The organism is Paenibacillus sp. Pae15 (genome assembly GCF_024519685.1).
GTDB lineage: Bacteria > Bacillota > Bacilli > Paenibacillales > NBRC-103111 > Paenibacillus_G > Paenibacillus_G naphthalenovorans.
On sequence record NZ_JALJRM010000011.1, the window covers coordinates 42,972 to 69,027 of the forward strand.

Annotated in this window: 26 protein-coding genes; 11 read left to right on the forward strand and 15 right to left on the reverse strand. The window is 52.0% G+C overall.

Going from position 1 to position 26,056, the window contains the following annotated elements; translation table 11 throughout:
• Positions 1 to 56 precede the first annotated feature (56 nt).
• Positions 57 to 842, forward strand: coding sequence for a C40 family peptidase (locus NR121_RS11450; protein ID WP_062409969.1), 786 nt, complete (start codon positions 57 to 59; stop codon positions 840 to 842).
• Between the two features lie 122 nt (positions 843 to 964).
• Here the strand turns inward: NR121_RS11450 and NR121_RS11455 are convergent, their stop codons facing one another.
• From NR121_RS11455 to coxB, 6 genes are all read right to left on the reverse strand, one after another.
• Positions 965 to 1,426: a DUF420 domain-containing protein gene (locus tag NR121_RS11455; protein WP_062411064.1), complete on the reverse strand. Its 462-nt coding sequence runs from the start codon at positions 1,424 to 1,426 to the stop codon at positions 965 to 967.
• A 45-nt stretch (positions 1,427 to 1,471) separates the two neighbouring features.
• On the reverse strand, positions 1,472 to 2,344 hold the full coding sequence (locus tag NR121_RS11460) for a cytochrome c oxidase assembly protein (RefSeq protein ID WP_062409970.1): 873 nt from the start codon (positions 2,342 to 2,344) through the stop codon (positions 1,472 to 1,474).
• A gap of 122 nt (positions 2,345 to 2,466) precedes the next feature.
• Positions 2,467 to 2,778: a cytochrome C oxidase subunit IV family protein gene (locus tag NR121_RS11465; RefSeq protein WP_062409971.1), complete on the reverse strand. Its 312-nt coding sequence runs from the start codon at positions 2,776 to 2,778 to the stop codon at positions 2,467 to 2,469.
• A 1-nt stretch (position 2,779) separates the two neighbouring features.
• Complete coding sequence (locus tag NR121_RS11470; RefSeq protein WP_074727657.1) at positions 2,780 to 3,403, reverse strand: cytochrome (ubi)quinol oxidase subunit III; 624 nt, start codon at positions 3,401 to 3,403, stop codon at positions 2,780 to 2,782.
• Positions 3,400 to 5,211 (reverse strand): cytochrome c oxidase subunit I, encoded by a 1,812-nt coding sequence (gene ctaD, locus NR121_RS11475; protein WP_256831238.1) that lies wholly within the window; start codon positions 5,209 to 5,211, stop codon positions 3,400 to 3,402. Before ctaD ends, NR121_RS11470 begins: the two co-directional genes overlap by 4 nt.
• 69 nt (positions 5,212 to 5,280) lie before the next feature.
• Positions 5,281 to 6,306, reverse strand: coding sequence for a cytochrome c oxidase subunit II (gene coxB / locus NR121_RS11480; protein ID WP_062409973.1), 1,026 nt, complete (start codon positions 6,304 to 6,306; stop codon positions 5,281 to 5,283).
• Between the two features lie 341 nt (positions 6,307 to 6,647).
• On the opposite strand from coxB, the gene NR121_RS11485 reads away from it, so the two are divergent.
• The 4 genes from NR121_RS11485 (at position 6,648) to NR121_RS11500 (ending at position 10,956) form a co-directional block, all read left to right on the forward strand.
• Positions 6,648 to 7,358 carry a hypothetical protein gene (locus NR121_RS11485; RefSeq protein ID WP_054820232.1) on the forward strand — a complete coding sequence of 237 codons (711 nt, stop codon included), beginning with the start codon at positions 6,648 to 6,650 and terminating at the stop codon, positions 7,356 to 7,358.
• Between the two features lie 185 nt (positions 7,359 to 7,543).
• Complete coding sequence (locus tag NR121_RS11490) at positions 7,544 to 8,965, forward strand: DEAD/DEAH box helicase (protein WP_137670964.1); 1,422 nt, start codon at positions 7,544 to 7,546, stop codon at positions 8,963 to 8,965.
• 102 nt (positions 8,966 to 9,067) lie between these two features.
• Positions 9,068 to 9,658 carry a guanylate kinase gene (locus tag NR121_RS11495; protein WP_062409975.1) on the forward strand — a complete coding sequence of 197 codons (591 nt, stop codon included), beginning with the start codon at positions 9,068 to 9,070 and terminating at the stop codon, positions 9,656 to 9,658.
• Positions 9,659 to 9,762: 104 nt separating this feature from the next.
• Positions 9,763 to 10,956: a conserved virulence factor C family protein gene (locus NR121_RS11500; protein WP_062409976.1), complete on the forward strand. Its 1,194-nt coding sequence runs from the start codon at positions 9,763 to 9,765 to the stop codon at positions 10,954 to 10,956.
• Between the two features lie 153 nt (positions 10,957 to 11,109).
• On the opposite strand, the gene NR121_RS11505 is transcribed toward NR121_RS11500, so the two are convergent.
• Entirely contained in the window at positions 11,110 to 13,197 is a 2,088-nt protein-coding gene (locus NR121_RS11505) for an ABC transporter ATP-binding protein (protein WP_256831213.1), read from the reverse strand.
• A gap of 39 nt (positions 13,198 to 13,236) precedes the next feature.
• Entirely contained in the window at positions 13,237 to 14,988 is a 1,752-nt protein-coding gene (locus NR121_RS11510; RefSeq protein WP_074727751.1) for an ABC transporter ATP-binding protein, read from the reverse strand.
• A 164-nt stretch (positions 14,989 to 15,152) separates the two neighbouring features.
• On the opposite strand from NR121_RS11510, the gene NR121_RS11515 reads away from it, so the two are divergent.
• Positions 15,153 to 15,398 carry a hypothetical protein gene (locus NR121_RS11515; protein ID WP_054820332.1) on the forward strand — a complete coding sequence of 82 codons (246 nt, stop codon included), beginning with the start codon at positions 15,153 to 15,155 and terminating at the stop codon, positions 15,396 to 15,398.
• A 61-nt stretch (positions 15,399 to 15,459) separates the two neighbouring features.
• Here NR121_RS11515 and rnhA read toward each other — a convergent pair whose 3' ends face one another.
• Genes rnhA through NR121_RS11530 form a run of 3 tightly spaced genes read right to left on the reverse strand, consistent with a single transcriptional unit; the run spans position 15,460 to position 18,870 of the window.
• Positions 15,460 to 16,131, reverse strand: a complete 672-nt coding sequence (gene rnhA, locus NR121_RS11520) for a ribonuclease H (RefSeq protein ID WP_074727662.1) — start codon at positions 16,129 to 16,131, stop codon at positions 15,460 to 15,462.
• Positions 16,132 to 16,176: 45 nt separating this feature from the next.
• Positions 16,177 to 17,997, reverse strand: a complete 1,821-nt coding sequence (recQ, locus tag NR121_RS11525; protein ID WP_483874590.1) for a DNA helicase RecQ — start codon at positions 17,995 to 17,997, stop codon at positions 16,177 to 16,179.
• Between the two features lie 15 nt (positions 17,998 to 18,012).
• Entirely contained in the window at positions 18,013 to 18,870 is an 858-nt protein-coding gene (locus NR121_RS11530; protein ID WP_256831216.1) for a glycosyltransferase family 2 protein, read from the reverse strand.
• Positions 18,871 to 19,024: 154 nt separating this feature from the next.
• Here NR121_RS11530 and NR121_RS11535 point away from each other — a divergent pair, with 154 nt between their 5' ends.
• From NR121_RS11535 to NR121_RS11545, 3 genes are all read left to right on the forward strand, one after another.
• Entirely contained in the window at positions 19,025 to 19,258 is a 234-nt protein-coding gene (locus NR121_RS11535) for a helix-turn-helix transcriptional regulator (RefSeq protein WP_054820347.1), read from the forward strand.
• Positions 19,259 to 19,345: 87 nt separating this feature from the next.
• Positions 19,346 to 19,924 carry a small multi-drug export protein gene (locus NR121_RS11540; protein WP_062409981.1) on the forward strand — a complete coding sequence of 193 codons (579 nt, stop codon included), beginning with the start codon at positions 19,346 to 19,348 and terminating at the stop codon, positions 19,922 to 19,924.
• Positions 19,925 to 20,025: 101 nt separating this feature from the next.
• On the forward strand, positions 20,026 to 20,571 hold the full coding sequence (locus tag NR121_RS11545; RefSeq protein ID WP_137670962.1) for a hypothetical protein: 546 nt from the start codon (positions 20,026 to 20,028) through the stop codon (positions 20,569 to 20,571).
• Positions 20,572 to 20,631: 60 nt separating this feature from the next.
• Here the strand turns inward: NR121_RS11545 and NR121_RS11550 are convergent, their stop codons facing one another.
• The gene (locus tag NR121_RS11550; RefSeq protein ID WP_062409983.1) at positions 20,632 to 21,306 is read right to left on the reverse strand and encodes a hypothetical protein; all 675 of its coding nucleotides are present in this window, start codon (positions 21,304 to 21,306) and stop codon (positions 20,632 to 20,634) included.
• Between the two features lie 234 nt (positions 21,307 to 21,540).
• Between NR121_RS11550 and NR121_RS11555 the strand changes: the two genes are divergently transcribed.
• Entirely contained in the window at positions 21,541 to 22,029 is a 489-nt protein-coding gene (locus tag NR121_RS11555) for a DnaJ family domain-containing protein (RefSeq protein ID WP_256831218.1), read from the forward strand.
• A 70-nt stretch (positions 22,030 to 22,099) separates the two neighbouring features.
• Here the strand turns inward: NR121_RS11555 and NR121_RS11560 are convergent, their stop codons facing one another.
• Positions 22,100 to 22,717, reverse strand: coding sequence for a nitroreductase family protein (locus NR121_RS11560; protein WP_062409985.1), 618 nt, complete (start codon positions 22,715 to 22,717; stop codon positions 22,100 to 22,102).
• A gap of 317 nt (positions 22,718 to 23,034) precedes the next feature.
• On the opposite strand from NR121_RS11560, the gene yhfH reads away from it, so the two are divergent.
• Positions 23,035 to 23,196 (forward strand): protein YhfH, encoded by a 162-nt coding sequence (gene yhfH, locus NR121_RS11565; protein WP_235594366.1) that lies wholly within the window; start codon positions 23,035 to 23,037, stop codon positions 23,194 to 23,196.
• A 53-nt stretch (positions 23,197 to 23,249) separates the two neighbouring features.
• Here yhfH and NR121_RS11570 read toward each other — a convergent pair whose 3' ends face one another.
• Both NR121_RS11570 and nagZ read right to left on the reverse strand, forming a co-directional pair.
• A complete protein-coding gene (locus tag NR121_RS11570) occupies positions 23,250 to 24,470 on the reverse strand; it encodes an MGDG synthase family glycosyltransferase (RefSeq protein WP_062409987.1) in 1,221 nt (406 codons plus the stop codon).
• A 129-nt stretch (positions 24,471 to 24,599) separates the two neighbouring features.
• On the reverse strand, positions 24,600 to 25,850 hold the full coding sequence (gene nagZ, locus NR121_RS11575; RefSeq protein WP_235594174.1) for a beta-N-acetylhexosaminidase: 1,251 nt from the start codon (positions 25,848 to 25,850) through the stop codon (positions 24,600 to 24,602).
• Positions 25,851 to 26,056 lie beyond the last annotated feature (206 nt).

A 26,056-nucleotide genomic window follows, 5' to 3' on the forward strand; every position in this document is an offset into this window, starting at 1 on the left:
TCCGCCCTTGTGTCTTGACATAAATACAACCAGAATCTGCAGGAGGGATTATCATTTTGAAAAAGCCATTTACAGCCATTCTTCTCGCCACTACAGTCACTCTGGGTTTAGGAGCATTACCGGCCAAACCAGCCCAGGCAGCAACCGATGCCGTCATTGTCAGCAGTGTCAACTTTCGGAGCCAGCCGGATGTGAACTCTAAAAGTTATGGATTCCTGAAAAAAGGTGAAAACGTCGATATCCTCAGCAAAGTGAACAACTGGTGGTACAAGGTTCGGGACGACAGCGGAAGGATTGGATATGTTTCCACCAACAGCAAATATATCCGCACCACGGACTCAAGCTCCGGAGGAAGCTCCTCCAAACCTAGCAGTACCAGCACATCCAATGGTTCAAGCAGCACCAGCTCTACCGTGAACAAGGTGATTGCAGCCGGCAAAAAATACTTGGGTACCCCTTATGAATTTGGTTCGAGCCGTTCGAACACACGAACGTTCGATTGCTCCGATTTTGTCAGACAAGCCTTTAAAGAAGGAGCAGGCATTACTTTACCAAGCGATTCACGCGGACAAGCTTCATATGTAAAATCCAAGGGCGGAACAACGACCAACTGGCGCAACCTGAAGCCGGGTGATCTGATGTTCTTCATGGAATACCGCGGTACCAGCGCTTCTTCCTATCCCAGCAACAAGGCAAATCAACGGGTGACCCATGTCGGAATCTATTTGGGAGACGGCAAAATCCTTCATACTTACTCTAAAGAATCCGGCGGCGTGCGCATCGATTCCTTTGCCGGCAAGCATTGGGAACACCGCTTTATCTTCGGCGGAAGCGCACTGTAACCATATCGCTATCAACTATGGGTGCTTTCGGCTCCGCTCACATATATAGACTTTCTCATTAAAAAAGCTTCGGCTGCTCACGTAAGAGCGGCTGAAGCTTTTTACTTCCCGTAGTCCGAAATTTATAAGCCAAAAATGGCATCGATCATCGGCTTCGTCTCTCCACCGGGATACAATAGATACAACAGAACGTAAACCGCGACGCCGGTAGGCGCCGTAAGCAGCCATATGACGGCTGTCCAGCGTCCAATTTTTCTATGCTTGGCGAATTTTTGTTTAAACGCTAACGTTAAGGTCACTATACCGAATACCGCGGCCGTTGTTGCCAAAGTAATATGAAAAAATAAAAACAAGTGATAGGCCAGCTTCAATTCCTCTGGTCCGCCAAAAGACGTATTTCCGACGAAAACGGTGCGGCTCGCATAGACCAGAAAGAAGGCCAGAGCAAAGCCGGCGCCCCACAGCATCACCTTTTGGTGCTTTTCCCGGTTTCCTTTGATAATGTGATACCACCCGATCGCAACTAGTATGGCGCTGATGATAATGAAACTGGTACTGATAGTCGGCAATATCGCCACTTTCACATCCCACCCGTTCGTTTCAGTAAAATATGATTTTGTATGAAACACTTAAGCCCGATTCGCATGTTCCGGAGAGAAATAAGCGCTATTTGTCAAATCATCTTCTTCCTTGTTGCGTTCTTTTCGGTACCATCGGAAGAAGACATACGCAAGAGCTATACCGTAGACGATTTCTTGAACGATTTTCATAATAACCCCGCCGAGCTGTTGATCATCGATCATCGGCAGTGCCCAAAAGTGTATAGATACGGAGGCATACATATCATATAACGGTTCTTTGGCGAAGATGATCAAGGCACAAGCCGGGGTCAGCAGAATGCCGTTCAGGAAAATGTACGCCATCTTCTTCAATTCGGACATCGTATTGTACTCCGGCACCGGGCAGAAGATCGGGAACCACGCCTGAAATGCAGCGAACAGGAAAATGGCCTTATATACGGTAAGAATATAAGGGTTAGCCATCAGCCAGTCCATCACCATCGGAATATGATACATAGAGAAGATAAAATTGAAGAAGAACAGGGAAAACAACGGGGCGCTCATCCAATGTAACATACGTTGGGCGCCCTTGCCTTTGAGCCCCGCCTTGAGCAGCCAGCCCGGTGTACCCAGAAGGAACATCGGCGGCATAATCAAATACAAGATCGACTGTTGAAACATATGCACACTGAACAAGTAATGGTGTCCATAATAAGAGATCGGACTTCCGTCTGCAGCATACCAAAGGGCCAGTCCGCTCCAAAACCACAGCTTCTGCTTTAGCGTTACAGGCTCACTGTCGGCAAAATCCTTGCGCCAGCGTCCTACGCATAGTGTATATAAAACACCGAGCACAATGATAAAGAGCAAAAATCCGGGACTCCACAACTGTATGAACGTAGGGACATTCCCATGGCCTGCATGGGAGACGGTAGGATCCATATCGGATAACGACTCCTTTCTGTTTCACTCTATACCGGAAGTTGTGTCGAATTCGTGAAAATTTTCCCATAGTTATACAAAAGAGAGCGGCTTTCTAAGAATAAGCCGCCTCTCTAAACCTTTTACCACCACATCCAAAATACTGCTGCCGCCACTACGGTCAGTGCAATAAAAGTACCGAACGCGAGTCCGATGATTGGGAACATATGCCCGCGATCTTTCATATGCATCCAATAAGCTAACTGGAATAAAATCTGAACGATCCCTAAACCGACAATGAAGATGATAATAAATGTACGATCCAATCCGCCGTAAAGGACAACCGCAAAAGCAAGCATCGTAAGCAGGATGGAAACGATGTAGGACAGGTAATGATTTTTAGGACCTTCTAAACGGTGACGTTCACCTGCAGATGTCTGGTGTTGGTTGCTCATGTTAAGGACCCACCTTCCCCATCAGATACACTACCGTAAAGATGAATACCCATACGACGTCGATAAAGTGCCAGTATAAGCCAGCCACATAATATTTTGGCGCAGTAACTGTAGTAAGACCTTTTTTGAAGCCCATAATGATCAACAGCGAGATCCACAGTACCCCGAACGCTACGTGCGCTCCGTGAAAACCGACCAAGGTATAGAACGATGTAGCGAAGGCGCTCTTGGAGAACGTGTGTCCTTCATGTACGTAATGTATAAACTCGTAAACTTCAATACCCAAAAACGCAAGGCCAAGCAAAACGGTTACCGCCATCCAGGCTTGCAGCTTCTGGAATTGTCCGCGATGCAGCGCCATGGTGCCGAATACGCTTGTCAAGGAGCTCGTAAGCAAGATAAACGTCGAGAGCGCGATAAGATCCAACTGGAATAGCTGCTGAGCTGTCGGTCCATCCGGCACCTGATTGCGGAGCGCGATGAAGGAGGCGAAGAGCGTACCGAAAAGCACGCATTCGCCGCCAAGGAACAGCCAAAAGCCAAGAACTTTATTTTTACCTTCCAATGTTGCTGTTTCTGCGTGAGGTGGCAGGGCACCGCCTACTTCATGATGTGCTGCACTCATGCCTTAACCCCCTTATCATTTAACTCTTCTGGTTCGATATGGAATCCGTGATCGTCAATGACGGATCGGAAGAACATAGCGATCAGAGTGATACCCAGACCGATAATGGCCACCGCATAATGATGGTACATAAATCCGTAACCGGCAACAAACAATCCTACGGACATAATAAACGGCAGAATGGAAGGATTCGGCATGTGAATCGGGCCGATCGGTTCGGCCGGCGTCATCTCTTTGTTGCCTGCCATTTTTTCTTTCCAGAATGCATCATAACCGCGAACGAGCGGAGTTTGCTTAAAGTTATATTCCGGTGGAGGAGAAGGAATCGTCCACTCCAGTGTCCGGCCGTCCCAAGGATCGGCAAGCGCGTCAACCGGTTTTCTGGCTGTGACAATAATGTTGATTACGAATACGATCGTTCCGATACCCATTAAGAACGCCCCGATCGTACTGATCAAGTTCCCTTGTTCAAGACCTACGCCAGGCTGATACGTAAATACCCGTCTCGGCATTCCCATAAGACCAAGGAAGTGCTGAGGGAAGAAAGTCATATGGAAACCGATGAAGAAGGTCCAGAAATGAATCTTGCCCAAAGTTTCATTCAGCATGCGTCCGAACATCTTCGGCCACCAGTAATAGGAAGCGGCGAACAGAGCAAGAACCAGACCGCCGACGATAACATAGTGAAAGTGCGCCACGACAAAGTACGTATCGTGGTATTGAAGGTCAGCCGCCGGTACCGCAAGCATAACCCCGGTTACGCCACCCATAACGAACGTCGGAATAAAGGACGTTGCAAAAATGTTAGCTGTCGTAAAGCGAATTTGTCCGCCCCACAGCGTGAACAACCAGTTGAAAATCTTAATCCCCGTCGGAACGGCGATAGCCATCGTTGCGACCCCAAAGATCGCGTTACCGACAGGACCAATCCCTACAGCAAACATATGATGGGCCCAAACCATGAAGCCCAGGAATCCGATCAACGCTGTCGCGAATACCATGGAGCTGTAACCGAACAAACGTTTTTTCGAGAAAGTGGCTACAACATCGGAAATGATGCCGAATGCCGGCAAAATCAAGATATATACTTCAGGGTGACCAAAAATCCAGAAAATATGCTCCCAAAGGATCGGATTACCGCCCTTGGTTATATCGAAGAACGCGCCTCCGAAAAGCCGGTCAAACATCAATTCCACAAGACCTACCGTAATGGCAGGGAAAGCAAAAAGTATAAGTAAGGATGTAATAAAAGACGCCCAAGTAAACATTGGCATTCTCATGTAAGTCATTCCCGGCGCACGCATGTTGATGATCGTTACAAGGAAGTTAATCCCCGCGATCAGCGTGCCCAAACCGGAAATCTGAATTCCGAGCACGTAGAAGTCTACACCTTTAAACGTTCCGGTGAGATCTATAATTCCGGAAAGCGGCGGATATGCCGTCCATCCGGCAGCCGGCGCGCCCCCCAGAAACCAGGATGTGTTCAGAAGTACGCCTCCAAAGAAAAACAACCAGAAGCCTAATGCATTAAGGAATGGGAACGCTACGTCGCGAGCCCCGATTTGAAGCGGGACGATAGCATTCATAAAAGCAAAGATAACCGGCATGACCGCAAAGAAAATCATGGTCGTACCATGCATTGTAGTCAATTCGTTAAACGTGTCGCCAATAAATATTTTCTGGTCGGGGTAAGCCAGTTGAATCCGAATGAGAATCGCTTCAAGACCACCGACTAAGAAAAAGAGACCGCCTGCGATCAAATATAAAATTCCGATCTTTTTATGGTCCACCGTGGTAAGCCAATCCATCAGACCAGTGTACCGTTTTGCCGAGTGTGCGTGAGCCACCGTTTTAACCTCCTTTTTCCCTGATGCTCGTTACTTCAACGAATTCAAGTATTTGATGATATCGTCGATCTCCTGATCCTTGAGAGGAGTCATTGGATTCGGTGCGTTTTCACTAAAGGCCGGCATCTTGTTGCCCGGTTTCACGGACTGCGGATCCGAAATCCATTTTTTCAAGCTCTCGTCAGAATGAGGGAGAATCCCGGCAACGAGCTCACGGGAAGCAAAACCGTTCAAGTTCGGACCGGCGCCGAGCCCTTGTGCGTTAACAGCATGACAGGCCAAGCAGTTGTTTTTGAAGAGTTCTTCTCCGCGTTTTGCTTCTGCAGGAACAGCAGCCGGCGCCTTCATCTTAGCCACCCATTGGTCGAAATCGGCTTGCTCCATAGAAACCACTTTAAAGTCCATTAAAGCATGGGATGCGCCGCAAAGCTCCGCACACTTTCCTTTAAATACATCGACATCGGATGCTTCCAAGTAGTAAACGTTCGTCGAACCCGGGTTTGTGTCCATTTTACCGCCGAGCGACGGTACCCAGAAGGAGTGTTTGACATCGGAAGCGGTTAATTCAAAAGCAATTTTTTTATTCGTAGGAATAACAAGATCCTGAGCTGTAGCGATGCCCAAGGTCGGGTATTCAAACTGCCACCAGAACGCATGCGCCGTAACCTTGACGTGAAGCGCGTCCTCGTTTTCTCTGTGATCCTCCAGCACTTTGAAGGTATACTGCACTGTCGGAACCGCCAAAATCAGAAGCAGGATGATCGGGATAACCGTCCATATGATCTCCAGCGTATGACTGCCTTCAACTTGTTTTGGAATGATATCTTTGTCGCCTTTTTTCTTTCTAAAGCGGACCAAGACATACAAATAAATAACAAATACGACCACAACAACCAGCAGCATTATACCGAAGCTGAGTTTCATCAAGAACAGCTGGTCTTCGGCTACCGGACCTCTTGGCTTCAAGGCGGAAATTGTTTCGTCTCCACACCCTGTTAACAGTGCCATCAACCCGAAGAGAGGGATGAAACGCCACAGATTTTGCCATCGAATCATCTTATTAATCCCACCTTATAAAGCAAATATTTTTCGATCAAAAAAAGGTCATTTCTTGTCAATGAACCTAATCACCATATTAACTATAAATTCGGACCTGTTTTTTGTCAATGAATCTCAGGAAGTTCACAAATTGTTCGGAAGTCAAGGTTTTTCAGAGGTTTTCCCATACAATCCCTATTAGGTTATTTCCATTTTGCGGTGTATTTATGCATGTTTTTGGCTTGCCGCAAGGACGCATAAATGCTTCTATATAATCAATCCTAAGATGAAGAAGGGATACCATGATTCGAGCGCTAACCGGGTCCCGAATTCGTCGTTGAATATGAGGAGGAATCTTGATGCGTACATTTCGTTTATTCACAGGTGTACTTGCACTCGGCATCGTCACGGCGCTGACGGGCTGTTTTTCATGGTACGATTACAACAGTGCCAACAACTACGGCAGCAAAAGGGATATGCCCAGGCAGGATACGTCGCGCGCTTACCAGACTCAACAGCAGTATGCCCCCGTTTCCCATAAAATAACCAAGCTGGAAATGAACCAGTTTCTTTCGGATCAGGTGGCCGCCATGTACGGCGTCAGCAGTGCGATCGTAATGATGGGCGATAATGTCGCCTATACGGCCATTACCATCGATAGTACGGCGAGCGGAACGCGCGGCGGGGAGGTGCGAGGCACGGAAACGAACAATTACGGACTGGTTAGAGGATTATACAATACGTACACGCCGCAAAGCGATTACGCCGACCCAAGTCAGCTCATCAGCGGAGCAAACGGAGCGGAAACCGAAATGCACCACCAGCATTTAACCCATCTGTTCAAACAAAAGATCGGAGAAAAAATCCGGTCTCTGCAGCCAACGGTTACGGATGTGTACATTACGGCGAACCGCAATATCGTGAATGAATTTACCCGTTTGGCTCAACAAAGCTGGCAGGGACGTTCACTTGAACCGTACAAGGGTCATTTTACGGAATTAATGGAAGCGACCTTTGGAACAGCGCCAACCATTCCAAACCAATCGGAATCCAACGGAAGGGAATACTGAGGTTCTTTGCATAAAGCCATGATCATATATGTTCAAGCTTTTACCCGGCTGCCTGTGCCGGGTTTTCTTTGGTTTATGCAAAAAATCTCAAGCACTCATTCAAGCCTTGGTTTCTTTTTGGTGTTACTTCCTGTAGAATGCAGTATTAATAAGTAGAATAATTCAAGCATTGAGGAGATATTATAATGAAGAAAAATGAGTTTGCTCTGCTCGGCGTCAGTACAGAATTGGCTAAGTCGCTTCAGAAGCACGGGCTTACGGAACCTACCCCTATTCAGCGGGAAGCGATTCCCACAGCACTAACCGGCAAGGACATTATTGCCCAGGCGCAGACGGGTACGGGGAAGACCCTTGCTTTTGTACTTCCGATTCTGGAAACCATTGACCCCGGTCGGCCGCATGTTCAGGCTTTGATCGTCACACCTACCCGGGAGCTGGCCATACAAATTACGGAAGAAGTTAAACGGTGGTCCCCGCTCAAAGGGGTTCGCGTGCTATCGGCTTACGGCGGGCAGGACGTCGAAAGGCAGATTCGGAAGCTTGAAGGAAGCATACATATAATTGTAGCAACACCCGGACGCCTGTTGGATCATCTGCGGCGGGGTACGGTTCAACTGCACAAGCTTTCGATACTGGTTCTCGATGAAGCTGATCAAATGCTGCATATGGGATTTTTCCCGGAAGTCGAGGAGATCATCTCAGCCACTCCCTCCCGTCGGCAGACGCTGCTTTTTTCGGCCACCATGCCTCAGCGCATCCGGGAGCTGGCCAAAGCGTATATGCGCCAGCCAGTGGAAATCGAAGTGAAAGCCAAGCGCATCACGTTAGATGAAATCGAACAAGTGGTGATCCAAACGACGGACCGCGGCAAATTTGAAGCGTTATGTAAACTCATAGAGGAAGAAAACCCTTATTTGGCGATGATTTTCTGCCGGACGAAGCTGCGGGCAAGCAAGCTGAACCATGAACTCCTTGAACGCGGCTATGCATCCGACGAACTGCATGGGGATCTTACTCAGGCCAAACGGGAGCAAGTCATGAAACGGTTTCGCGAAGCCAAGATCCAGTTATTGGTAGCTACCGATGTGGCTGCAAGAGGGCTGGATGTCGAGGGCATCACCCATGTGTTCAATTACGACATTCCGCATGAAGCGGAAAGCTACATCCACCGAATCGGTCGAACGGGCCGGGCAGGTCAAAGAGGAAAAGCGATTACGTTCGCCGCCCCTAGAGATACCACTTATCTTGAACTGATCGAAAAAGGCATTAAGAGCAGGCTGCCGAAACAATCGGGCAAAGCGCGGGACAATGAGCCCGGCGAGTTCGGCACTCCCACTCACGGGCGCAGCACGTCTGCTGCCGAAGGCCGCGGACGCAGCACAGCGGCGGGCGAACGCTCTGCCCGGAAACGTGGTCGCGGTTCAGCTTCCGAGCGCTCGACGCAAGGACGCGAACGAAGCCCTGCGCCGGGTGACCGTCGCCAGTCCCGCGGCCGTACAGCTGCAACGGGCGAACGGTCGGCCCAAGGGCGCGGGCGCGGACGCGGCGAGCGCGGTCAGGCACAGCAGCCGAAACCGCGAAACGGCGGCAGACGGCGGGGACGCTAAAAAAACGGCTGACGGCTTGGAACTTTACCTTGCATCCTGGAACATGTAGAATATGAAGTAGGCATGTTAGTATTAATTACTTTCACCTGAAGGAGGGTTTCCATGTACGAGTTGAAGGATAAGGAACTTATTTTTGTTTTTACCGGCCCTAACGGTGCCGGAAGAAGAACCGTAGCCCAAATGTCCGGCAGCACGCTGGGGATGAAGCAAGTTCTCTCGTACACGACCCGCCCTCCGCGTTCTTCTGAGGTTGACGGACAAGATTATCATTTTGTGTCGCGTGAGCAGTTCGCGGCGGCCGAGGCCAACAATGAGTTCATTGAGGTTGTGGAAATTGACGGCAACCGATATGGGATCAAAGAAAAGGATGTCGCCCAAATGCTGCAAAAACACGGGGCCATTTACCTTATTCTGAACCGGTACGGTGCGGAAATGTTAAAGAAAATTTATGGAGACCGCGTTATCCGTATTTTTATCTACGCCGACAGGGATACCGTCATGCGCAGAGAGCAGGAACGCGGGGATTCGCCGGAGCTGATCAACCGGTACATGTCGCATTATGATGAAGAAATGGCATATAAAGACTCCTGTGAGCATGCGTTCGAGAACCTGGACCTGGCGCACACCGTTTTCGATTTGACGAAGACGCTTGACGACAATTACCTTCACCGTAATTTGCTTGATCTTGACTAAGAACACCGGAAAGAAACGGAATAACAACAAAAGGACCGATTTGTCCCCGAGGGCTGACGGTCCTTTTTGCTAGTCCAAACGAGAATAGACAGGAGGAAGCGTTCATGAACATTATATCCATCGAACCTACACCCAGTCCGAACACGATGAAAATTAACGTAACAGAAAAGCTCCCCGACGGGGTGCGCCAGACGTTTACCCGGGATAAAGCGGCAGAAGCCCAGGCTCCGAAGCTGCGGCAGCTGCTTGCCATAGAAGGAGTGAAGTCATTATACCGGGCAGCGGATTTTATCGCTTTGGACCGGACTCCCAAAGGGGATTGGCCGAGCATATTGGCTGAGGCACGGGCGATCTTGGGCGAGGCCGATTCCGGTATATCCCCCGTAAGCGCACCGTCGGGCGCAAACCAGCCTGGCGAACGTATCCCTGCTAATGATGCGGAGGAGGCCGCTTTCGGCGAAGTGAAGGTGCGGCTGCAGCACTTTCGCGGCATCCCGCTTCAAGTGAGGGTGACCAACGGCCTGGAAGAACGACGCGATGCTCTTCCGCAGCGTTTCAGTGACGCTGCCATTCGTGCCGCGGCGGCCTCGCCCAACCTGATTAAGGAACGGTCGCTCGACGACTGGGATACCCGCTACGGCGAGCTACAGGAGGTATTGAATGATGTCGTTCAGGAACTGGATGCCGCTTACAGCGACGAGCAGCTGGAACAGTTAATCGCTCAAGCGCAGGAAGGACCGGCCCAAGGTGAAGCACGAGAGCTGGCCAAAACCGGCCGGAAAACACTGAGCTATGAAGAAACGGAGCGGCAGTTGAATGCACCCGATTGGAAACAGCGTTACGCTGCCTTGCAGCAGATCAAACCTTCCGACTCCACGCTTCCGCTGCTGCTGAAGGCGCTGGAGGATGAGCAAGCCAATGTCCGACGCTTGGCCGCGGTCTATCTGGGCGATCTGAAAGATCCAAAGGTACTTCCTTATCTGTATCGCGCTTTACGCGACGTCTCCTCATCCGTACGCCGAACAGCAGGCGATACCCTGTCCGACTTGGGAGACCCCGCTGCTCAAGAAGCGATGATTGAGGCACTGCAGGATCCCAACAAGCTGGTCCGTTGGCGCGCCGCCCGCTTCCTGTACGAGGTTGGCGACGAACAAGCCCTTCCAGCGCTGCGCGAGGCCCAGGATGATCCGGAGTTTGAAGTCCGGATGCAGGTACGCATGGCGCTGGAGCGCATCGAAGGCGGCCAGGCGGCGGAAGGGTCCGTATGGCAGCAAATGGCTCGCCGAAATCATTCATAACTGCGGGGGATCATGCCGGAACGTCTCTTTCTTTCCTGATGCAAGCATGATAAGGCGTTCCGGCGAAAGCTAGCCCCCGTCTCCCAACTCTGCCTGCAGCCGTTCAACGACTCGCGAGGCGGGTCATCCGATTTTGCGGAAGGCGCCGATCCTCTACGCTGTGGTGGGCGGCGCCAGTCCGCCGGATTGTAGCTGATACATACGATAATAACGACCCTCCAGCTGCATTAACTGCTCATGCGTGCCGCGCTCGACGATTTCACCGCGTTGCAGTACCAGAATTTGATCCGCATCGCGAATCGTAGAGAGCCGGTGCGCGATAATAAAGGTGGTCCGGCCCGCGCTGACGATTCTCAGCGCCTCCTGGATCAAGCCTTCCGTTTCGCTGTCGATGTTTGCCGTCGCTTCATCCAGGATAAGAATCGCCGGATCGAATGCCAATGCCCGTGCAAAAGAAATCAACTGCCGCTGCCCGGAAGACAACGTGCTCCCCCGCTCCACTACCGGCTCGTCGTACCCTCCTGGCAGCTGCTCTACAAAACCCGACGCGCCGACGTCGGCCAGCGCCTTGCGTACCTGTTCAGGGCCAATGGCCTCATTATACAAACTTACATTAAATTTGATATCACCCTCGAACAGGAAAGGGTCCTGCAGCACAATCCCCATATGCTTGCGCAGTGCCTGCTTGGACATGGATCGGATGTTGATGCCGTCGATACGAATTTCCCCCGAGGTTGGCTCGTAAAAGCCGAGCAGCAAATTCATGATCGAACTTTTGCCGGAGCCGGTATGTCCGACCAATGCTACGGTCTCCCCTTTTTTCGCTTCAAAGGAGATTCCCCGCAGGACGGGCTCTGCCTCCTGATAAGCAAAAGAAACACGGTCAAACGCCACATGCCCTTGCGGTCTGGGAACCTTCTCTGTCTCCTCCACCTCCGTCCCTTCCATATCCATCAATGCGAATACCTTTTCTGCCGACACGACGGCTCTCTGCGCATTCAGCAGCTGATCGAAAATTCCGATAATCGGCTGGAAGAAACGGCCCGTATAGTCAATAAAGGCATAAAACACACCGAAGGAAATCGAAGAGTGAAGCGACTGCCCGCCGAAATACCAAAGCACCCCTGCGGTAAATAACGCGCCGACAAGCCCGGTGAAGTTCCGTGAGGACAGGGAAAATACGCGGTTTTGCCTGATGTTGCTGCGATACCGGTCTTCATTGAGCGCATCGAATTCATCAAGGCGCCTTGCTTCCTGCCGAAAGGCCTGCAGAATCGGCATAACGGCGATCGATTCACTGATCATCGCATTCATGTCACTGAGTCTGGCCCTCATAATGGAGATGTACTTTTTGGAATATTTTAGATGAACCAGCATCACGATTGTAAATAACGGAATAAACAAAAGCGTAACCAGGGCCAACCTTATATCAAGTAAAAATAAAGCAATATAAATCCCGATAATGTTGATCATGCTGACCACAAACGTAGCCATAAAGCTCATAAACAAATCGCGGATCGCTTCCGTATCGTTAGCTATCCGGGATACGACCTGACCGATGGGCGTGTTGTCGAAATAGCGGATCGGAATCCGTTGAATATGCCGCATCAGATCCATTCGCATCCGTTGAATGATCCGTAGTGCAGTGGCTTGCAAAGTGTACCCCTGGATGTAATGCAGCACGCTTCCCAGGGCGAGAAGGCAGACAAACAACAGCAGCCAGCGAATCACCGGCACGATGTCATGCTGATAAAAGCTGCCGGCCTCCGCAGCAGTGAGCTTGCGCGCGGGAAACCGCTCGGATTCGCCGCCGGCCCCGGTCCATCTGACCTGCGCTCCCGCCGGACCGTCGCCATCCGTCTCCAGCGTCCAGGTTCCTTCGCCGCCCGGCACGTTACGAACCAGATATAGCCCGCGCTCAAGCTGTAGAATTATTGCTTCCCTCCACATCCCGTGTTCCAGATGTTCACTTTTCACCCAGTCTTCGCGAACATAGATGCGGCCGTCCAACTCGACCTGCACCATCGTGCTCCCGAGCGGAGCTTCCGAAACCTTCTCATACCAAGGAAGCTGGATGCTGCCAATATGACGGTCGATGATGGTTTTCGCTATAAAAGGTCCGGCAAGCTCCGCGCCTACTGCGCAGCAAAGTACGAGCAGAGCCGCGGCAATGCGGTATTTGAACAGCATCGCATAACCGAACAGCCTGCGAAACACGGGTGTTTGTTCCCTCTCATCCATATAAGCCCGCGCACTTCCTTCCTGTTCGCCTGTCAGACGCTAATTTGATGAATCGAGCAGCTTGGCCTCCAGCTGCTGCCGTTCAAATTGATTCCTGTACCATCCGCCCTGTTTCATCAACTGTTCATGCGTTCCTTCTTCGGCAATGCGTCCGTCCTCCAGCACAATGATCCGATCCGCATGCATGACCGTAGAAAGGCGATGCGCAGCAATCCATGTCGTTTTTCCGGTACGCTCCCTCCGAATCGCTTGAAGAATGGCGCTTTCCGTCCGAGCATCCACAGCCGACAACGCATCGTCCAAGATCAGGATATCCGGATCGGCAAGAAGGGCCCTTGCGATGCTAACACGCTGCTTCTGGCCTCCGGATAGCATAACCCCGTTTTCTCCCACGATGGTCTGAAGCCCGTGCGGCAGCAGCTCCGCATCCTTCGTGAATGAAGCCAGTTCAATCACCCGACGAATATCCCCCTCAGAAGCATAGGGGCGTCCCAGAGCAATATTATCCCTGACGGATTTGGAAAGCAGAAGATGCTCCTGCGGCACATAGCCGATCCATTCGCGCACGCGCTCCATGGCCAGTTCCTCCAAGGGGATCCCGGAAATCCGAATACTGCCCGGAGGCGCCGGGTAAAAGCGGAGCAGCTGCTTTAAAAGCGTGCTTTTGCCGCTGCCGGTCCGACCGACAATACCCAGCGTCTGCCCGCGGTCCACCCTTAAAGATACAGCGGTGAGGCTGTCATACGCAGCGCCGGGATAACGAAACGTAAGCCGGCAAAACTCAATCGACTCCGGACTCTCCAGCGGCTTGGGATGAACCGGATTCCGAACATCCGGCTGCTGTTCAAAGGTCCGGCTCAACCGGTCAACCGATGCGGTACCGCGCTGCAGAACATTAATGAATTCGCCAAACGCAATCATCGGCCAGATGAGCATCCCCAGGTATATATTGAAGGACACCAGCTGTCCCAAGGTAATTTCATTATGGAACACCAAATAAGCCCCATACCCGATGCCAATGACATAGCTCATGCCGACAATCAGCGTGACGGTCGGATGGAACATCGCGTGAATTACCGCAACACGCATATTTTTCTCCATCACGTCGCTGGTGATCCGGTCAAACGCACGCAAATCATACTGCTCCTGCACATAGGAACGTATGACGCGCATGCCTGAGATCGATTCGAGCGCCTGGTCGTTCATGCGTCCGAAAGCGGTCTGCGCGCTGGCAAAGCGCCTGCGCGTCTGCCTGCCAAGGATACTGATGACAAGCGTCAGCAGCGGCAGCGGAATGAGCGCCGCCAGCATGAGCTTCCAACTGATGAACGAAACCATGGTTACAATCACTACGGTCGTGCCGGCAATCGTGTTGACCAGTGTCATGACACCGTACCCCGCCGTCTGACCGATTGCCGGGATATCATTGGTGGCCAGCGCCATCAGTTCGCCCGTGCTGTTTCTATGGAAAAAGGAGGGCGACATCCGCGTTAAATGCTGAATCAACCGGGTGCGCAGCCGTTTCTCAAGAAGTATCGAATTGCCGAACAGGGTTGTAATCCACAAGTAAATCATGAGATAAATTAGCAAAGCCAGGCCGACCAGCAGGAGCACGCCTTGCCGCAGCTCCGCACCCGTCAGGGTCCCCGTCCGAATTTGGTCGATAATACCGCCAATCATGCGGGGCGGAATCATGTTCAGCACATTTACCGCAGTCATGATCATGATAGCCAGAGCATACCTGCTCCAGCGTTCGCGGAAAAACCAAGAAAGTCTGCTGGCAAAGGACAATGCGCCCACCTCCCGCAAAATGAAATCCGGTCGCTGTTCATCATGAAGCATACTTCTTTACCATACCATATTTTGGTTGAACGGCAATGGAAAATTTTCATGATAACGGGATTCTGCGGGCATACTAAGGTGCGAAACGAACACAAGGGAGGATTTTGGCAAACATGGCAGAAGACAAGAGGATGAATCCGGTATCCAGCGAGGAAGTCGAAACCGACGGGATTTACGAAAATGAATGGGGACGCGAAGAGACGCTTAAACGCGGGGACGAATTTCCGTATGATCCGGCCATGGGGCAAACGGAATGGGAACTGGTGAGCCTGCCGCTCGAAAGCCAGGAGGAAGAAGTGTACAAGGATACGACGTATAAAAGAAAACCGCGCTTGCACATTGATCGGCAAGATAAATAGCACGAAAACAAGAGCGCCCATTCCTTTTGCAGGAGCAGGCGCTCTTGGCGGTTTCAGGTACTTATTTTCTCCCGTAATCGGCTTTGATCTCGCCCCACGCCTTCGTGTTCCACTTTACGATTTTATTCGGGTAGCTGTTGTGCTTCAGCCACGCTTCCGCACGATCGACCAGCGTCCAGATTTCCTTGGTGGATGCGTCCCGCACCAATGTAGAGGCGACGGCTTTCTTCCGCACCCAGCTGATGGCGGTCATCGAATCGCTGTAGATGGTCATGGCGCTTCCTTGTTTCTTGAGGTAAGCCAGTCCGTGCACGATCGCAAGGAATTCCCCCATGTTATTCGTCCCCTTAGAGATCGGCGGATGCTGGAACAGCACTTCGCCTGTCCGCGTATAAACGCCTTTGTATTCGACAATACCGGGATTGCCGCTGCAGCCAACGTCCACGGAAAGGCTGTCCAGTTCGATCTCGGTCGGCAGCTCTCCCGCCGCCGCTTGTCCATCGGCGCTCTTGGCCGCCCCGCTCTTGGCCGCCCCGTTCGCTTGAGCCCGGGCTGCAGCGCCAAACGCTTTTTTCCATCCGGCCTCAAACGCCTTTTTTGCATCCGACTCGCTTTCATAAGCTTTAAACTTTGCCTGCGGATATCCGTTCGTTTGTGCCTGGCATTCGGCCCACGTCTTGTATATGCCGGGCCGGCGCCCTTCCCAAACCACATAAAACTTCGATTTCGCCACGCTGGGCCTCCTTTCTCCCGTCCAAACTCATCCCATCATACCTTCTCACTGCGGCTGCTCCTGCCGCCGCTTGAAAAATTCGATAAAATAAGCTCCGTATTTGAAAAATTTCGCTTCCCCGACACCCTTGATCTTCAGCATCGCCGCCGGGTTGGTAGGCTTCACCCCGCACATTTCGCGCAGCGTGCTGTCCGGGAACACAATATAAGGCGGAATCCCTTCCCGCTTTGCAATCTCCATACGCAGCTGCCGCAATTCGTCGAACAGCTCCGTCTCCACGTCCTTGACCGCCGGCGCCGCAGATTTTTTCCTCACCCGCTGCACAACCCGGTCCGCCCCCGCAAGTACGCCAGACGCTTTCGCCGTCAGCTTCAGCACCGGATACTTGCCCTCGGTCAGCTGCAGGTAGCCTTCTGCGATCAGCAGCTGGATCAGATCAATGATATCCTTCTCCGTCCGGCTTTTCATCAAGCCATACGTGCTCAGGCTATCGAATCCAAGCTCCAGCACCTTCTTGTTCCTCGATCCCTTCAGCACCGACGCGACCAGCGTCATGCCGAACCGTTCACGCATGCGCCGCACACAGGAAAAAATTTGCTGCGCCTCCAGCGTAATATCGGTCAGCTCCAGATCCGGGCTGACGCAGTTGCTGCATTGCCCGCAATCCTCCGCCGTGTCGCCGCCGAAATAGCGAACGATGTACCGCTGCAAACATTGCGGGGTATGGCAGTAGTCCGCCATCTGCTGAAGTTTGCGATATTCCTGGGACTGCCGCTCGGGATCGCCGACAGATTGCTCGATCAAAAACTTCTGGATATGAATATCCTGAGGGCTGAACAGCAGCAGACAATCGCTCGGCTCGCCGTCACGGCCCGCCCGACCGGCTTCCTGATAATAAGCCTCCATGTTTTTCGGCATGTTGAAGTGGATGACGTAGCGCACATTCGATTTGTCTATACCCATACCGAATGCGTTGCTGGCCACCATCACACGCACCTCGTCGTAAAGGAACTGCTCCTGGGCTTCCGCCCTCTCCTTGTCCGTCATACCGGCATGATATCTGCCTGCCGCCACGCCCTGACGGCGCAAAAATTCACACAGCTGGTCAACCTCCTTGCGCGTAGCTGCGTAGACAATGCCCGCTTCCTCGGCGTGTTCGCGGATATATCTCATCAGCACATCCCGCTTGTTCTCGCCCTTTACGACGGAGAACGACAAGTTTTCCCGCGCAAACCCGGTGACGAACACTTGCGGCTCCCGCAGCTTCAAGTGCCGGACGATATCCTCGCGAACCTGGTCGGTCGCCGTCGCCGTGAAAGCCCCAAGCAGCGGCCTCTCGGGCAAGTGCGCCACAAGCTGGTTAATCCGCATGTAGGTCGGCCGGAAATCGTGTCCCCACTGCGATACGCAGTGCGCTTCATCGACAGCCACCATCGGCACCACCAAGTTCGACAGCAGCTCAAGAAACCGTTCCGACTCCAGACGCTCCGGCGCTACGTAGAGCAGCTTGTATTCCCCCCGCTCGGCTTTACGTATGCGAAGCTCCACCTGCGCATAAGAAAGCGAGCTGTTGATGTACGCCGCCGGTACGCCAATGCTGTCCAGACCGTCCACCTGATCCTTCATCAAAGAGATCAGCGGCGATATAACGATCGTCGTTCCGCTCATGAGCATCGCCGGTATCTGATAGCAGATCGATTTTCCTCCACCTGTCGGCATGATGCCCAGCGTATCGTTTCCATTCAGGATGCTGGCAATCACTTTTTTCTGACCCTCGCGAAAATCGGGATACCCATAGTACTTGCGCAGCAGTTCCCGCGCTTCCTCCATAGTGGCGGAAAACACAGGCTCCTTTCTGTCATTCATCCCCAGCATAAGTAGTTATGCCTCCTTTTGCCAGCCGGCCCGCCTGGACACGATCGGCTTCCCGTCCCACAGTATTTCCGTAGCTGCCTTTCGCGCCTTCATCTCCGGCTCCTCCAACAGCAGAAAAAAGTTTTTGGTCGGCAGTTCTCCCAGTCCGTGCTTGGCCGACAGCTTGTCCAAAAACGGGCGCATATCCTCCAAATCCCCTGACATATTGCTGCCGCCGCTTTGTGCAAAAGCATACAACGCGCTGGCCACCGGCACCCTTTTGACCCGATAATGCTCCGCCGTCCGCAAATAAAAATCCCAATCCCAATAATGATACATCTCCGGATCGAATAAACCCAAACGGTCCTGCAGCGTTTTCCGATAGAGACAGCCGGACGAAAAGAAGGTCGAAAACCGGCGCATCCCGGCGGCATCATACTCATAGGCGAATACTAACCGGTTCGTCGGCCAGCGCACACCCGCTTCGTCCACCACGTAATCGAAAATTTCAACATCGGAATAAACCAAGTCGCTGTCTTCAAGCTCCTGGAGCATCCGTTCCACATGGCCCGGCAGCAGCAGGTCGTCGTCGTCGCACAGCATAATATACTCGCCGCGTACGAATTCGAGCCCTTTGTTGCGCGCATGCACATGCTTTTGATTGCTTTCCAAATGGACAATCGTAATATCCAGCTCCGGATACAGGTCTTTTACAAAATCAACCGATTCTCCGCAGTCATTGACAATAATAATCTGCAGCTGCCGGTATGTCTGCCGCCACAGCGACTCCATCAGCTCGCACAAAAAGTCCGGCCGGTTATAGGTCGGTATAATCACGGATATCAGCGGCTGCCGATCCATTTCCTGCTCGCCTCGCTCTCTCATTTCTTCCTACAGACACTATACCGAAAATTGAAGTCAAGGGAAACTCCAATATCAAAACATTGTTAAATATGCTTGTCGAAATGTTAAGTATACATTACAATATGTGATGTGAAATTAACAATGATATGAGGGATGACTCGAAAGGAAGAATGCTATGCTGCGAACCAGAGTCAAAGAGCTGCGGGCACGTTTCGATTGGTCCCAGGAGGATCTGGGGCGCAAGGTCGGGGCAACCCGTCAAACGATCGGTATGATCGAAAAGGGAGATTACGCCCCGTCTGTCGTGCTGGCGCTGAAAATTGCCGCCGCCTTTGGAATGCCCGTGGAAGAAGTGTTTTATTTGGAGGATAACGTGGTTAACGAACAGAAAGGGAGGGATCATCAATGAATGACACCGATGCTTTATTGGCGGGAGCTGCGCAAATGGCACAGAAAGTAATGAGTAAACCGCATTAGAAAGGATGATTAACTAAGGATGGATATGATGCAAAACGATTGGGGAGCGGCGTGGCAATATGTCGTCGTGTTTCTGATGGCCGCCGCACCATGGCTTGATGTATTTGTAGTCGTGCCGCTTGGGGTCGCCTGGGGCTTGAATCCGTTCGGAGTATCGATTGTCGCATTTGTCGGCAACTGGATCCCGCTTTTGCTGCTGGCCTTGTTTTTCCGTGAGTTTACGGCATGGAGAGCGCGCGTCAAAGCCCGTAAAGCATTAAAGCGGCAAATGGCCGCAGAAGCTTCGGGCGGCGGAAGCACTGCAATTGAAGAAGGCTCGGGCGAAGCCGCCTCGTCGGATCTGGCCGGCAGTCCGAAAAAGTACCGCCGCGCCAGACAAATATGGGAAAAATACGGGGTTCCCGGCCTCGCCTTGCTGGCCCCGGCTCTTGTCGGCACCGACATCGCCACCTTACTGGCGCTTTCTTTTGGCTCCTCGCGCCGCTGGGTGATGTCATGGATGACGGTCAGTCTGCTGGTGTGGACGGTACTCATGGCTGTCGGTTCCGTTTATGGTCTCGGCTTTATCGGTTGGTTTGATCAGTCTCGCGTATCTTAGGCTATATAATAGATTACTCCTGCCCTATGTTTATACGTCATACCTGTGTTACAATATAGAAATGCACCGCCTATTCTGAGTTGATCAAGGAGGTATTTGAAATGCCGCCACAAGAAAAGCAGCTCGAAGGCATGGTTACGACGGAAACGGCAGTGATGATGCAGGAAATACCCGCTTCAGACCGGAAGGGACTCTCCCCGACAAAGCGATCCCGCCGCAAAACGGCTGCTCCAGAAACGGAAGCGCCCAAGGCGGGCGAGACCAAGCCCGCCTTGGAGGTGAAAGAATCCGTCGCTAAGCTGCGCAAGCGCGCCAAATCGGCTGTTGCTAACGACGGCGAAGCGGAGCAAGAGCCAGGAATCGCCTCACCAGTCGTTATTACGGAGGACATTCCCGCTGCAAAACCGGCGGAATCGCCAATGGGGACCCGCAGCGCATTGCTTCAGGTGCTGGAAGGCACACTGAAGAAAAAGGAACGTAATGAAACCCACGAACAGTACCGCGTCTATATCCGCAAGGATCTGAAAAAACGATTGGACGCGCTCGCGGAGCATCGGAACAAGGGCTTCAAAACACTGCTTCTTAACTACGGTCTGGAAAAAACATTGGATGAACTGGAACTGGCCTTAAAGAACGATGAAGAATAATCTGCCTCATATGAAATAGCGGACTCGCCTCTGAGTCCGCTATTTCACGTTTAATCTTATTTAAATCGGCAGCAGCCGAACCGTCTCACGCTGCTTCAGCCGCTGCACCATCTCGTACCAGGCATCCGGCTTTTGAGGCAGGACGGCATAATATTTCTCCAGAAAACTGGATACCAGAGATGCCGGTACAGCCTCTATCTTTTCATCCGCGATCGGCATAAAACAAAGGTCGAGTCCGTGAACGGCTTCACCGTCATTGTGCCAGGAAGGGTGTATGTAGTCAAAATCCAGCTTCCGGTAACCGAGATGGGCAAGCACTTCGCGGCGCACGAACGGATTCATGGCTTTGACTCCTCCGAATTCCAGCCGGTCGGACAAATAAGGATTGTAAATTTCGGCGAACATCCCCAGAAGGGTTCCTCCGGATTCCGAAACCACTGCACGCAAATCCTCCATACGGCGGTTGGCCAAGAAAGGCCCGACGCCAAGCCCTTCCTTGCCGATGATGGTGAAATCCGTCATGGCCACTTGAAGATCCTTGTAATAGCGGTACTCCGTAGCGCCCACAACCTCTCCATCCTGAATGGCGACAAATACCCGGATACCGGGGTCGCGGAGCGGTTCTGCCCAAAGCTCATATTCGAGAACCTCTTCCGGCGGAAACACATTTTGCATCAGTTGATGCATTTGGCGGAAATAAGGATCTTCAATATCGGTTATTCGATAATATTGCATAGTGTCTACCTCCTGTTAGGAACGATCGCTTGCATAAGCGAGTTTTTTTAATTATAGCAAACCGGGCCGCTTCTCACCAATGGACATGAACGCTTTACGGCTTTTCCTTCATGAGCTTATTATCCATGCGCTTCGGAAAACGGCCAATGCCTCTTATCCCCAATCTCTCTTGACCCTGATCTTTGTTTCCGCTACGCTGATACCTGATGGATTCTGCAGAAGGGGTGTTGGCAGTTGTACAAAAAACAGCCTGAAAACCATAACGTTTCTAACAGGAACAGGGAGGATCATGAACGGCCGATCATTCCCTTGCCTAAAGAAACTTTGGAGGACCGGGATGTGATTGCCGTCGCGCAAGCGGAAATACAGCGGAGAGTGGATGATGCTTACGAGGAATTCGTCCGCAGCGGAGGTCTTGAGCGTTTGCCGGGAATAGGCAAGCCGCTTGAGGTCCCTACGGGAGATATTCTGTCGTCGATCTTGCGGCAAGCTAACGTTCAGCCTCCTTGGCTTGTGCTGCTCAAGGAAATTCGCGCTAATATGGAAGCCGTAATGGAGCTGATGAAGAAAAGCCCCGGCGATCCTGAGATTGATGCTCTGCTTGCTGACACGAACAAACAGATTGCAGAACTGAACCATCAAGCTCCCAGCTTGACCCTGCACCGTAAGAAGGTCACTCGCGCCAACCTTAGGGAACAGTATGAATGCTGGTACAGTCCATAAAAAGAATAAGCCCCGCCTCCGCGGCAGCTTGCCTGGAAAGCGGGAGCCTTAAGTAGATGGAACGGATTGCTTAGAAGCTTTCCCGGATAACCAAACTATCGAGCGGCAGTCGCTCTGTAGGACGCGCCGGGCTGGCGGCTTTACCGATCGGAATCATCATCACGGGCACATAACGCTCCGGAATGTTAAACTCCTGAATCAGAGCCGCCTGGTTGTACCCACCCATGGGTACACTGTCATAACCTTTGGCTTTGGCGGCCAGCATCAGCTGCATGGCAGCCAGTGAAGCGTTGCGGATCGCTTCATCCCGTGCGACAACCGGATTATTGGCATAAGCCCCTTCAATTTGCTTCACCATCATCTCACGAATGTCCTGAGAAGCCTTCTCATATACGACAGGAGCAGCCAGATTAGCCTGGAGATCCCCAAGCACTATGACGACAACAGAAGCGTCCGAAACTTGCTGCTGCCCGAAGGCGATCGGAAGCAATCGGTCTTTATTCGCTTGCTCGCTAATCACAAGAAAACGCCAATGCTGCAAGTTCCAAGAGGACGGAGCGCTCGCTGCCGCCTGAAAAATTTCATTCAGCTCAGCCTCCGGAATGACGAAGCCTCTTTCATATTTACGAACGGAATGACGGGAAAACATCACTTGCAGCGCATCCTGTTTTTGTTCCAGTTGACTCATGATTCTCCACTCCTGCTATTTTTTTATATTGTATATATTACAGCGGCTTACTTACTTTTGTAAAGCATATGCATTGAAGCCCTGCCCGTCCGAGTTTATTTTTTCCGCTCAAGATGCGGAGCATTCGGTTCTGAAATAAATGTTAAAAAAATGCCTCGAAACGGCCGCCTCGGAATTTCAAATTCGATGCCCTTTTGCCCGGTTATTCAATGAAGTTGATAATGAAGAATTTGTGAACGCTAAAAAAGCGCTTACAATTCAAGTTCTTTTGCAGTATAGTAGAGGTATCATGAACGAAGGGAATGATTCGCATGCTGATGCGTTCAACCGAGTTTTATGAAAGTTTGCCTTTGAAATGCTGCGATACTTGCGGAGAGACGCTGGAAGAAATGGCCGACTGTTACAGCTGTATATGCCCTTCATGCAAGGGTGTTACATTCTACCCGCTTAGCCCCGTCACAGGAACGACAAATGAATAATCCACACGCATTAAACATAATTTAACGCCCCTGAAACAGGGGCGTTGTTTGTGTTATGTGCCGGCTTGCGCCTCCCTGACAGCAAGCGTCTGCCGAGTTTCTCTGTTCAGCTGATCTGCGGGCTGGAGCTTCATGATCGCATCCCATGCCTGTTCCGCCGGCCGGTTGCTTCGAAACTGCCTGGCCTTGGCTCTCATGGCCGATAAAGCTGCGCGGTTTTCCACCAGCTCCAGAAGCTGATCCCGGAGCTTCCGTTCCTTTGAAGCGATAACGGCGATCCCCGCCTTCTCCAGAACGGACGCATTGTCCTCCTCTTGTCCGGGAATGGGCTTGTACAACAGCATCGGCAATCCCGCGGTAGCCGCTTCCGATGTCGTTAAGCCCCCGGGCTTGGTTACCAGCAAGTCGGCCGCTGCCATCCACTCATGAATATTATCGACAAAACCGGTAATCCGGATGTTCGGCGTCGGGTTCTTGTCCAGCTCCTTTTCCAGCCGAAAACGGGCCGCATCATTACTGCCGCAGATAAGGGTAAGCTGCACGTGCCGCCGCAAAACGGACGAACGAATCAATGCTCTGGTCTCCTCACTAAGCAAGCCGCAGCCGCCGCCCATAACCATGACCAGCGGAAGCTCCGGGTTTAACCCTAATCTCCGCTTCAAAGCCTCCCGGTCTGATTCTGAAGCCTCGGAAAAACACGAACGCACCGGAATGCCGGTCACACACAAGCTGGTTGCCGGGATGCCCCGCTGCCGCAAGGCTGCGGATACCGACTCTGAACCGACCAAATACAGGTCCGTGTGCGGATTCAGCCACAGGCTGTGATCGGTATGGTCCGTGATCACCGTAACCAGCGGCGTCCGTAGTCCGGTTCTTGACTTCAACAGCGATACGGCCGCTGCAGCCAAGGGAAAAGTACATATAATGACATCCGGCTGCTTTTCGTTCACCAATGCGGCCAGCCGCTGCAGCCCCATCCCCAGAAGGCATCGAAAAGGCAGCGACAGGCTTTGGCTCGCTCTCGTTTTCTTATATAAATATCCGTATACGCCCGGCGCCTTCTCCACTCCTTTGAGAAAGCCGTATCTTACAAACGGATGAAGGTTGGGATGAATCCGCCGCAAAAAATCGACCGTTTCCGCCTCCACCCAAGGTACAGTTCCCGCACTGCATGCTTCCGCCAAAGCGCGTGCGGCTTGACGATGGCCGTCCCCCAGATCTCCCGAAAGCACCAAAGCCCGGGCTCCCGTATTCCATTTGTTATTTACCGCCATGGTAAAGCCCCCCATATGAGGATTGGTTTTTTTCTCTGTCTATTTAGATCTAATAATAAACAAAAGTGATTGGAAATCCCTTATGTTGAGCTTAAAACTTTCTTAAAAATGGCAAGCGGCGGCCGCCCTCTATGGGGCTATAGCTTTAACCGCGTTTTGCATATCGTCATTTATTCGAGTCAGGTCAGGAAACGGGGCCTGTTCATCGCTCAGCCGGTACTTTTCCTTCAAGCGGAGAATACGGGCGACGCTTTGGTCAATCTGTTCCATTGTCAGTATACCATCACGAACCGCCTGCTGTACGGCATCATATACATGCTTGGCCTCGTCAAAACCGTGGCCTACGAGCAGCACGTCGCTTCCTGCGTCAACAGACCGTACGGCCGCCTGGCCGATATTGTATTGTTTAATAATCGCGCCCATCGTAAGATCATCGGTGATCACTACTCCTGTGAATCCGAGCTCCTTGCGCAGCAAATCCGTAACCACTGGCCTGGACAAGGAAGCCGGTGCCTCTTTGTCCAGCTTTGGCAGTAACATATGCCCTACCATGACTGCCTCGGCACCGCTGTGAACCGCCTCGGCAAAAGGCTTCAGCTCGAGCGCTCTCAGCCGGTCCATGTCATGATTCACCACCGGCAAGCCGATATGTGAATCTACCGTTGTATCCCCGTGGCCCGGAAAATGCTTTACAACCGGGATCACCTGACTTTTCTGCAAGCCCTTCATCACCTGAATCCCTATCGCAGCGACACGTTCGGGCCTGGAGTCATAAGACCTGTCCCCGATCACCGGGTTGTTCGGGTTGCTGTTTACGTCGAGCACCGGTGCGAAATTCATATTCATTCCGAGCGCGGTCAACCCCTTACCGAGCGTTTGTCCAATGTTTTGTGCCAGCTCCGGGTTGTCTGCTTTCCCGATCTTTTCCGCCGCGGGCACTTTCACAAGCTCCGGCGGCATCCTGGTTACACGACCGCCCTCTTCATCTACACTGAGCCAGAGCGGCGGTGCACCCGTTGCCGCATTGGCTGCTTTTAACGAATTGGTCAGCTCTATCAGTTGCCTGCTGTCCTTTATATTGTCCTTATAAAAAATAAATCCGCCCACATGGTACGTACCGATCATCGCTTTGGCTGTCTCGCTTATCTCGGAGCCGTCCAGTCCGACAATCATCATCTGTCCGATCTTCTCATCCTGCGTCATCCGTTCAATTCGTTCTTGAACCGGATCCTTGGTCGGCCGCTCTGTCTCACGCTCCTTCTCGGCAGACGGCTCGCTCTGCTGGTTGGAGGATATACAGCCTGTTATCGTCAAGAGCAGCATGACGCACCATACCGCAAGGACGAACACCCTGAAGCGGTTAGTTCCTGAATAGCGCACAGTCCTTCATCGCCTCTCTTTGCCCAGATGAACCCCATAACGTTATCATTACCCGAAAATAGAGGGAGGTAAACCATGTTCGGGATGTTCCATGGGTTTGCTATTTATTGACAGTCTGCGAAACCGCGGCGCGAGAACCGACGTCCCAGGCAACAAAAAAGGCCGCATCCTTCTGGGTGCGCTCCTTTTTTCATTGCCCGCACAAC